Annotated in this window: 8 protein-coding genes; 5 read left to right on the top strand and 3 right to left on the bottom strand. The window is 74.7% G+C overall.

The annotated features are described in order from the left end of the window. Nucleotides 1-250 precede the first annotated feature (250 nt). Both ACLIYP_RS17860 and ACLIYP_RS17865 read left to right on the top strand, forming a co-directional pair. Nucleotides 251-445: an antitoxin gene (locus ACLIYP_RS17860; protein ID WP_093659787.1), complete on the top strand. Its 195-nt coding sequence runs from the start codon at nucleotides 251-253 to the stop codon at nucleotides 443-445. Nucleotides 446-636: 191 nt separating this feature from the next. Then, nucleotides 637-1,458 (top strand): SDR family NAD(P)-dependent oxidoreductase, encoded by an 822-nt coding sequence (locus ACLIYP_RS17865; RefSeq protein WP_412714133.1) that lies wholly within the window; start codon nucleotides 637-639, stop codon nucleotides 1,456-1,458. 58 nt (nucleotides 1,459-1,516) lie between these two features. On the opposite strand, the gene ACLIYP_RS17870 is transcribed toward ACLIYP_RS17865, so the two are convergent. From ACLIYP_RS17870 to ACLIYP_RS17880, 3 genes are read right to left on the bottom strand one after another with little or no spacing between them, the layout of a single operon-like run. Then, nucleotides 1,517-3,154, bottom strand: coding sequence for a hypothetical protein (locus ACLIYP_RS17870; protein WP_412714134.1), 1,638 nt, complete (start codon nucleotides 3,152-3,154; stop codon nucleotides 1,517-1,519). Nucleotides 3,155-3,166: 12 nt separating this feature from the next. Then, nucleotides 3,167-4,162 (bottom strand): ABC transporter ATP-binding protein, encoded by a 996-nt coding sequence (locus tag ACLIYP_RS17875; protein WP_412714135.1) that lies wholly within the window; start codon nucleotides 4,160-4,162, stop codon nucleotides 3,167-3,169. Between the two features lie 36 nt (nucleotides 4,163-4,198). Next, a complete protein-coding gene (locus ACLIYP_RS17880) occupies nucleotides 4,199-4,843 on the bottom strand; it encodes a hypothetical protein (protein ID WP_412714136.1) in 645 nt (214 codons plus the stop codon). 145 nt (nucleotides 4,844-4,988) lie between these two features. Between ACLIYP_RS17880 and ACLIYP_RS17885 the strand changes: the two genes are divergently transcribed. The 3 genes from ACLIYP_RS17885 to ACLIYP_RS17895 all read left to right on the top strand — a co-directional run bounded on the left by ACLIYP_RS17885 (nucleotide 4,989) and on the right by ACLIYP_RS17895 (nucleotide 9,431). Next, nucleotides 4,989-5,975 (top strand): pyridoxal-phosphate dependent enzyme, encoded by a 987-nt coding sequence (locus tag ACLIYP_RS17885; RefSeq protein WP_412714137.1) that lies wholly within the window; start codon nucleotides 4,989-4,991, stop codon nucleotides 5,973-5,975. Between the two features lie 127 nt (nucleotides 5,976-6,102). Continuing rightward, nucleotides 6,103-6,924 (top strand): SAM-dependent methyltransferase, encoded by an 822-nt coding sequence (locus ACLIYP_RS17890; protein ID WP_412714138.1) that lies wholly within the window; start codon nucleotides 6,103-6,105, stop codon nucleotides 6,922-6,924. A 284-nt stretch (nucleotides 6,925-7,208) separates the two neighbouring features. Further along, complete coding sequence (locus tag ACLIYP_RS17895) at nucleotides 7,209-9,431, top strand: catalase (protein ID WP_412714139.1); 2,223 nt, start codon at nucleotides 7,209-7,211, stop codon at nucleotides 9,429-9,431. The last annotated feature ends 210 nt before the right edge of the window (nucleotides 9,432-9,641 follow it).

Genomic DNA, 9,641 nt, shown 5'->3' on the forward strand with positions numbered 1-9,641 from the left:
CGGCCGGGCCCGCTGGGCCAGGTCCTCGCACCCGTGGAGCGGGGCACCGGAACGGCACACGACCGCGTGCCCCCGCACGGGGACAGGAAACCCGGTCGGCCTCGGTGACCTGCGGCGATCGGCACGGCCGGGGCCGCGGCCGGTCGTACGGCCCGGCGGCCGTCCGCCGGGGTCCGGCATGTTTCCCCCATTTGCCAGCGGTTAGGCGGTATGGAGCAGGACAGCACGAAAACATCGCGAGGAGGCCGTTATGGGCAAGCTGGGTGACATGGCGAACAAGGCCAAGAAGATGGCCAAGGGCCACCCCGACAAGGCTGACAAGGGCGTCGACCGCGCCGAGCAGACGATCGACGAGCGCACCGGCGACAAGTACGACGCCCAGACGGACAAGGCCGCCGAGTCTGTGCGCCGCTCCTACGGCAACGACGAGGACCAGCTGCGATAAGGCGGCGGACAGGGCGGGGCGGGCCGAGGCAGGCCCCGCGGACGGACGGCGGGGGCCGTCGGCGCTCGAAGCGCCGGCGGCCCCGCTTCCGTCGTACGGCCCACTTCCGTGGTACGGCGCCGGGCGAGCGGAACGGCGCTTCCGTCAGGTTCCGCGGGTGACGACCGCCCGCGACGGGATACCCGGGCGGCATGAGCGAACACCACACCGCCGAACACCGGCCGCTGGCCCTGGTCACCGGAGCATCCAGCGGCATCGGGCTCGAACTCGCCCGGCAGTTCGCCGAGCACGGCTTCGACCTGCTGGTCAGCGCCGAGGACGACCGGCTGACGGCCGCGGCCGGGGAACTGCGCGCCTCCGGTACCGAGGTGCGGGCCGTCCGGGCCGATCTGCGCCGCCGCGACGAGGTCGAGCGGCTGTGGGCGGCCGCCGCCGAGGCGGGGCGGCCGGTGGGCGCCGCGGCCCTCAACGCCGGCATCGGCCGGGGCGGCGCGTTCACCGAGACCGATCTCGACGACGAACTCGCCCTCATCGACCTCAACGTCACCTCCACCGTGCACCTGGCCAAGCTCCTGCTGCGGGACATGGCCGCCCGCGGCGAGGGCAGGGTGCTGATCACCTCCTCGCTCGCCTCCACCATGCCCGGGCCCTTCCAGGCGGTGTACAACGCCTCGAAGTCCTTCCTGCAGTCCTTCGCCGAAGCCGTCGCCGAGGAGCTGAGGGACACCGGGGTGACGATCACCTCGCTGATGCCCGGCCCCACCGACACCGACTTCTTCCGCCGCGGCGACCTGGAGGACACCAAGCTGGCGGAGCAGGCCACCGACGATCCCGCGCTGGTCGCCCGGCAGGGCTTCGAGGCCCTCATGGAGGGTGAGGAGAAGAAACTCGCCGGCTCGCTGAAGTCCCGGGCCCAGGGCCGGGCCAACGCCGTGGTCCCCGACCGCCTCAAGGCGGCCGCCCACCGCAGGATGGCCGAACCCGGATCCGGCGATCCGGGGAAGCCCTCCTGAAACGGCGGCGGAGGCGGGGCCGGCCCGCCTCCGCCGCCCTCAGTTGCCTCCGCCGCCCTCAGTCCCCGGTGACGTCGCGGCGCTCGAAGGCCGCGACGCCCGCCAGCAGGGCCAGCAGCCCGAGACCGGTCATGACCGCCGCGGGCAGCGGCTCGAACGGCTCGACGGGCACGGTGGCCAGGTGGTGGAACGGCGACAGGTCCAGCACCCGGCCGGGCCAGTCCAGTGCCGTCCCGATCGTCTCCACCAGGTAGGCGATGACCGCCACGGCCGCCGACAGGCCGACGGTGAGCCGGGGCGCGGTGCCGTAGACCAGGACCGCCAGGCCGGTCAGGAGCACCACCACGGGCAGGGTGTTCAGCACCGATCCGAACGCGCCCGCCGCCTCCACGTCGGCCCCGCCGGCCACCGAGCCGGCCCACACGGCCAGTGCCGCGACGGCCGCGAGGAGCAGGGAGGCGGCCAGGGCCAGCAGGATGTGACCGCCGAGCCAGCGGCGCCGGGAGACCGGCCTGGTGAGGGTGGACTCCAGTCGTCCGGCGGCCTCCTCGGCGCGCGCGGCGCCGATCCGCCAGCAGGCGTGGAGGGAGAGCAGCAGGCCGAACAGCAGGCCCATGGTGCCGAGGTAGCCCTCGGTGACCCGCTGCAGGTCCCATCCGAGCCGCTGGAGCATCTCCCGGTAGGAGGCCTGCTCGGCCACGAAGTCGGTGACCGCCTTGGCCACCGACCCGGTCACCAGGGCGTAGAGGGTGATGCCGGTCAGCCAGCCGATCAGCATGCCCTGCGTGCCGCGCCAGGCGAACGCCGCCGGGCCGCCCAGCAGCCCGAGCCGGGCGCGGCGGCTGTCGGAGTCGGCGATCAGCGCGCCGCCGGTGTCGCGCATCGCGCGCAGCCGCACGGCGACGGCGCCCAGGAGCACCGGCGCGGCCAGCAGCAGGAGCAGGGCCGTCCACCGGGGGTCGCGGTAGGCGTGGAGCTCGTCCATCCAGCCGAACGGGGTCAGCCAGCGCAGCCAGCCGCGGGAGTCGCTGCTGTTGGCGGCCATCCTGAGCAGGAAGGACGCGCCGAGCACCGCGGTGGCCACGCCGGTGGCACGGCGGCGCACCTCGAACACCTGCGCGGTGACGGCGCAGACCCCGGCGAACGTGGCCGCGAAGCCCGCGACGCCCAGCCCGAACAGCGCCGAGCCCGCCGCGGCGGCGCCCGACAGCGTCAGCGCCGCCGCGATCGCGGCGCCGGTCACGGCGATCGCGGCGGCGAGGACCAGCAGGTGCGTCAGCAGGGCGCGGCCCGCCCGCACCGGCGCCGCGAGCACGGACTCGGCCCGCCCCGTCTCCTCCTCGCCGCGCAGCAGCCGTCCGGTGGTCAGCACCGCCCAGATCCCGGTGATCGCGGCCAGGAGCCAGCCGGCGTCCCAGGCGGCGAAGCCGCCGGGGGTGTCGACGGCGTGCGGAATGCCCTGGAGCATCCGCACGGCCGGGTTGTCCTGGAAGGTGGCGATGGTGCGGCGCGATGCGGCGTCGGGGTAGGCGGCGAGGTAGGTGAGGACCTCGACGACCGCGTAGAGGGCGGTCGACAGGGCCAGTACGAGGGTGCCGCGGCGGACCAGCCGGACCGCCAGCCGGGCGATCGCCGCCTCCGTGCGGTGTCGCCGCACCTGGTGGGCGGCGGTGGGTGCGGGCGCGGCCTTGGCCATGGGTAACGCCTCCTACCGCGGGTCCGGCGCGCCCGGCGGGTCCGGCGCGCCCCGTCCGCCCCGGGCGCCGGGTCCGGCGCCGTCCGGCAGGGCGCCGTGCGCGGCGGCGACGGCCCCGCGCTGCCCGGAGGTGGCCTCGTAGTAGGTCAGGAAGATCTCCTCCAGACTCGGTTCCCGGCTGCGGAGCCGGACCAGTCCGGCCGAGGCGAGCCGGGAGAGCGCGGCCGACGGCGGCCCGGTCACGGACACCCGCAGGCCGCGGTCGATCCGCTCCACGGCGACCACGCCCGGCACTCCGTCGAGCCGGGGCGCGGGGCCGTCCAGGACCGCCTCGAACACCGTGGTGTTCAGCTTGCGCAGATCCTCCAGTGCCGCGACCTCCACCAGCCGCCCCGCGCGCAGGATCGCCACGCGGTGGCAGATGTCCTCCACCTGGTCCAGCAGGTGCGAGGAGAGGAAGACCGTCTGGCCGCGGTCGGCGGCCTCCCGGGCCAGAGCCTGGAACTCCGCCTCCATCAGGGGGTCGAGACCGCTGGTCGGCTCGTCCAGCAGCAGCACGTCGGGCCGGGTCATGAACGCGGCGGTCAGTGCGATCTTCTGCCGGTTGCCCTTGGAGTACGAGCGGGCCCGCACGCTCGGGTCGACCCGCAGCCGCTCGATGAGCTCGTCCCGGAAGGCGTCGTCGGCGCCGCCGGACAGGTTGGCCAGATGGGTGAGGATCTCCATGCCGGTCAGCTGCGGCCACAGGGAGACGTCGCCCGAGACGTAGGAGACGTGCCGGTGGGCGCGTTCGACGTCCTCCACCGGTACGCCCATGATCCGCGCCGTCCCGGCGGTCGGGCGGACGAGGTGGAGCAGCAGGCGGATCGTGGTGGACTTGCCCGCCCCGTTGGGGCCCAGGAAGCCGAAGATCTCGCCCTGCTCCACCCGGAGGTCCAGCCCCTCCAGGGCGGTCACCGTGCCGAAGCGCTTGGTCAGCCCCTCGGTTTGTATGGCCGGAACGCGCATGCCGCACCTCCGAGGTCCGAAAGGACGTCTCCCACGCTACAGACCTCCGCGGCCGGAGGCAGGGGGAGAGGACGCCGGCGGCCCCGCGACGGTGGTGACCACCCGGACCAGGGCGGGTGTGCGGGGGGCGGAGCCGAACCCGAACCGCACAGGAGGGTCGACCGGCGCGAGCGGACCCAGGTCCCGGCCCTCCCACGAGGCCTCGACACCGGTGATCCTGCGCAGGTCCCGCACTCCGTACCACTCCCGGTACCCGCCGCCCGCGCTGCCCCTGGTGCGCACCCCGGGCATCAGCCGGGCGGGGACGTCGGTGAGCGCGACCCAGGCGGGCCGGGCGGCGAGCGGGGCGGGTACGCACCGCAGCAGCAGCCCGAGCCCGCCCCGGCGGCCGGTGGTGAAGCGCATCCGCAGCGGTCCGGCCGCGACCTGCCAGTGCCGCCGGGCCGCGTCCACCTCCACCGGGACGACCAGCACCCGGTCGAAGCGGTAGACCGCGGCGACGAAGTCCGCGATCCGCCCGGCCGGGGCCAGCAGCAGCCGCTGCCCGTCGGCCCGCTCCAGCATCACGTCGCCGAACGGGCCGAACGGCGACCGGGGCCAGTGCCCCAGGACGATCCGCGTCCCCGAGGACGTCCCCACACCGGCGATCCACCCGTGGAACCGCTGGGCGTTCCTCACCATGGGCACCCCTTCCGGCGAGAGGGGGCGTTCCCGGCCGGATCACCCCGTGAGACCCAGGATGCCCGGCGGAAGGCGGGCCGCGTGTGTGCCACGATGGCCCCGTCGAAGCTCCGCTCACGGACGGCACACCGGGGTGACCACTCAGATGACGGCACAGGACGGCGCCCCGCGGCGGGCGGTCCTCGGCACCTGGCCCACACCGCTCGAACCCGCGCCGCGCCTGGCCCTCGCCCTCGGGCTGGAGGCGGAGGACCTGTGGATCAAGCGGGACGACCTCACCGGTCTCGGCGGCGGCGGCAACAAGGTGCGCAAGCTGGAGTGGCTGTGCGGGGCGGCGCTGGCCGACGGCGCCACCGTCCTGGTCACCACCGGCGCGCCCCAGAGCAACCACGCGCGGCTGACGGCGGCCGCGGCCGCCCGGCTCGGCCTGGGGGCCGTGCTGGTGCTCGCCGGCCGTCCGGGGGCGTCCTCGTCCGGCAACCTCGCGCTGGACGGCCTCCTCGGCGCCCGGGTGGTGTGGGCGGGCGACACCGACGCCGCCTCGCTCGACTCCGTCGCGCACGAGGTCGCCGAGAAGCTGAGCCGGCAGGGCTCCGTCCCGGCGCTCCTGCCCTTCGGGGGCTCCAGCGTGCTCGGTGCCCGGGGCTACGCCGAGTGCGGGCGCGAGCTCCTCGCCCAGGCCCCCGGCCTGGACACGGTCGTCACCGCCGTCGGCTCCGGGGGGACCATGGCGGGACTCGTCGGCGAGCTGGGCGCGCACCGGGTCCTGGGCGTCCACGTCGGCGCCGTGTCCGCCCCCGCCGTCACCGTCTCGCGCCTGGCGTCCGGCCTGACCGGCGCGTACTGCCCGCCGGAGTCGCTGCGGCTGCGCACGGACCAGGTGGGGGCCGGCTACGGCACGCTCACGGAGAAGGCCCGGTCCGCGCTGCTCCTCGCCGCACGCACCGAGGGTCTCGTGCTCGACCCCGTCTACACCGGCCGGGCCCTGGCCGGTCTGGCGGCGGCCGTCGCGGACGGTACGGTCCGCCCAGGGCGCCGCACGGTCCTGCTGCACTCCGGCGGCCTGCCCGGACTCTTCGGCCACGCACCGGCGCTGGCCGCGGCGGAGGCCGGGCTGACCGCCGAGGACTGATCCCCGGCCTCCCCTGGGGGCCTCCCGCCCCGCCCGGCCAACTTTGATCAACAGACCTGCTGCCAGGGCGGGTTGGAGCGCGTAGTTTGACGGAAGCAATCGCGCAGGACCTCAGGAGGGGGCTCCCATGGCAGACGGAACGACCACGTCCGAGCAGGTGTCGGCCCGGATCGACACCACCATTCCGCACTCGGCCCGGATGTGGGACTACTGGCTGGGCGGCAAGAACTACTACGAGGTGGACAAGGCAGCCGGCGACCAGGTCCGCAGCATCCACCCCGGCATCCTGGACTACGCCCGGGCCGACCGGGCGTTCCTGGGCCGCGCGGTGACCCATCTGGCCGGCGAGGCGGGCGTCCGGCAGTTCCTGGACATCGGCACCGGTCTGCCGACCAGCGAGAACACCCACGAGGTCGCCCAGCGCATCGCACCGGACGCCCGGATCGTCTACACCGACAACGACCCCATCGTGCTGGCGCACGCCAGGGCCCTGCTGACCTCCACCCCCGAGGGCGTCACCGACTACCTCGACGCCGATCTGCACGACCCCGACGCCATCCTGCGGGAGGCGGCCAGGACCCTGGACTTCACCGAGCCGGTCGCGGTCATGCTGCTGGGCATCGTGATGTTCGTCGAGGACACCGACCGGGCCCGCGCGATCGTGAAGCGGCTCATGGACGCGGTCCCCTCCGGCAGTCACCTGGTGCTGTCGCACACCATCACCGCGCCCGGGCTGGACGACGTGGACGCGGCGGTCGAGTACTGGAACAGCGTCGGCACGCCGAAGCTCCACCAGCGCACGCCCGAGGAGGTCTCGCGGTTCTTCGACGGGCTGGAACTGCTGGAGCCGGGCGTGGTGTCGTGCTCGCGGTGGCGGCCGGAGTCCTCGCCGTCCGGTGAGCTCCCCGACGAGGTGGCCTTCTACTGCGGGGTGGGCCGCAAGCCCTGACGGACGCCCGGGACCGTCCGGGCCGGCCCGCCGTCAGGCGCCGCCCGCCGGCGGTTCGGTGAAGGCGCCGGCGGACGCGGCACCGGCGGCGGCGCGGGCCGGGCGGCCGGGGTCGGGCGGGGTGCGCGGGGGCCCGAGGGAGGCGCGGCCGCCCGCGGGGGCGGGGTTCGGAGGCTGACGGGAACGGCACGGACGGGAAGGTGACTTTTCCCCTTTCCCGTTTCGATGTCCGGTTCGCAGGTCACCAGTGTGCCGTTGTCCGTCTGCCCCACGGAGGAGCGAACATGGAACAGCAGCACCCCGTTCCCGGCCGCCCCGGTCCCGAACCGCCCTCGCTCGAGGAACCGACCGAGCCCCGGGGGCCGCTGCCTCCCAAGCCCGACCAGAGCGGCCCCGCCACCGTCAGCCCCACCGGGCAGCCCACCGGCGCGGACCGGGCGGTGATGGCGCAGGGCGGGGAGTACCTGACCACCGCGCAGGGGCACCGGCTGCCGGACACCGACCACTCCCTGAAGGTGGGCGCCCGCGGGCCGGTGCTGCTGCGGGACCACCATCTGCGGGAGAAGATCACCCACTTCGACCACGAGCGCATCCCCGAGCGCGTGGTGCACGCGCGGGGCGCCGCGGCCCACGGCGTGTTCCGGGGGTACGGCACGGCGGCGAGCGTGACCAGGGCCGCCTTCCTGGGCAAGGACGTCGAGACCCCGGTCTTCGTCCGCTTCTCCACGGTGCTCGGCTCCCGTGGGTCCGCGGACACCGTCCGGGACACCCGGGGGTTCGCCGTGAAGTTCTACACCGGCGAGGGCGTCTTCGACCTGGTGGGGAACAACATCCCGGTCTTCTTCATCCAGGACGCCATCAAGTTCCCCGACGTCATCCACGCGGGCAAGCCGCATCCGGACCGGGAGATCCCGCAGGCGCAGAGCGCGCACGACACGTTCTGGGACTTCGTCTCCCTGCACACCGAGGCCACCCACCACACGCTGTGGAACATGTCCGACCGGGGCATCCCGCGCTCGTACCGGATGATGGAGGGCTTCGGCGTCCACACCTTCCGGCTGGTGAACGCCGACGGCGAAACGACGCTGGCGAAGTTCCACTGGAAGCCGAGGCTCGGTGTGCACTCCCAGGTGTGGGAGGAGGCCCAGATCACCAGCGGCGCCGACCCCGACTTCCACCGGCGCGACCTCGCCGACGCGATCGAGGCGGGCGCCCACCCGCAGTGGGAGCTGGGCATCCAGACGTTCCCCGACACCCCTGAGCAGACCTTCGAGGGCATCGACCTGCTGGATCCGACCAAGATCGTCCCCGAGGAACTGGCCCCGGTGCAGCCGATCGGACTGCTGACGCTCGATCGCAATCCCGGCAACTTCTTCGCCGAGACCGAGCAGGTCGCCTTCCACCCGGGCCATCTGGTGCCGGGCATCGACGTCACCGACGACCCGCTGCTGGCCGGGCGGCTGTTCTCCTACATCGACACCCAGATCACCCGGCTGGGCGGCCCCAACTTCGCCCAGTTGCCGATCAACCGCCCCCACGCTCCGGTCAACGACATGCTGCGGGACGGCATGCACCAGACCGCCGTGCACCGGGGTACGGCCCCCTATCGGCCCAACTCCCTGGACGGCGGCTGCCCGTTCACCGCGGGAGCCGACGCGGGCGCGTACGTCGAGGTGCCCGTGGAGGTGCCGGCCGGCCGGAAGGTGCGGGAGGTCCCGGCCTCCTTCTCCGACCACTTCAGCCAGCCGCGGCAGTTCTGGCTCAGCCTGTCGCCGGTCGAGCAGGAGCACGTGATCTCCGCCTACACCTTCGAGCTGAGCCGGTGCTACGAGAACGCGATCAGGGAGCGGGTGCTGCGCACGCTCGCCAACATCGACCCCCGGCTGTGCCAGGAGGTCGCCGAGGGGCTCGGGCTGCCGGCCCCCGAGCCGTCCGAGCCCCTGGCCGATGTCGCGCCCAGCCCGGCGCTCTCCCAGGTGGGGCGGGAGTGGCCCGTGGCCGGGCGGGTCGTGGGGATCGTCACCGACGGCGGCGGCCTGGAGTCCGTGCGCGCGGCCCGGCAGGCGGTGCTCGACCAGGGCATGGTGCCGCTGGTGGTCGCGCCCACCGGCGGTGTGCTGGGCGCGGACACCGGTGACCCCGTCACCGTCCAGCGCACCTTCGCGGCCGCCCGCTCCATCGAGTTCGACGCCCTGCTCCTGGCCGGCGCGCCCGCTCCGGCCGCCGACGCCCACGGGGCCCGGGACGCAAAGGCCGGCAGCGGCAACCGGAGCGGGGACGCCGGCTCGGCGGTCGACCCCCGGGTGGTGCTGCTGGCCTGCGAGACGTACCGGCACTCCAAGGCCCTCGGCGGCTGGGCGGGCGCCGAGCGGGTCTGGCAGGCTGCGGGCATCGCCTCCGACGCGCCCGGCGTGGTCGGAGGCGGCGACGGCCTGGAGGTCCTACCCGAGGTGGTCCGGCTGCTGACCCGCCACCGGGTCTGGGAGCGCTTCCCCTCGGCCCTCTGACGACCGTCGCCCTCCGCGGGGCCCGGTTTCCGGCCGGGCCCCGCGCGCCTGGGATTCCGGTTTCCCGCCCGGCGGTCCGGCCCCGCGCGGCGCTCGTCGGGGAACGTGCGCCCCCTGCCGAGCTGCCGCTCCGGCGGCCGGTCGCGGCGGCAGGTCACGGGCTTCCCGTGCCGGTCTCCGCCGGCGGTTCGGTGAAGGCGCCGGCGGACG

Source organism: Streptomyces nanhaiensis, from assembly GCF_046614825.1.
Taxonomy (GTDB): domain Bacteria; phylum Actinomycetota; class Actinomycetes; order Streptomycetales; family Streptomycetaceae; genus Streptomyces; species Streptomyces radiopugnans.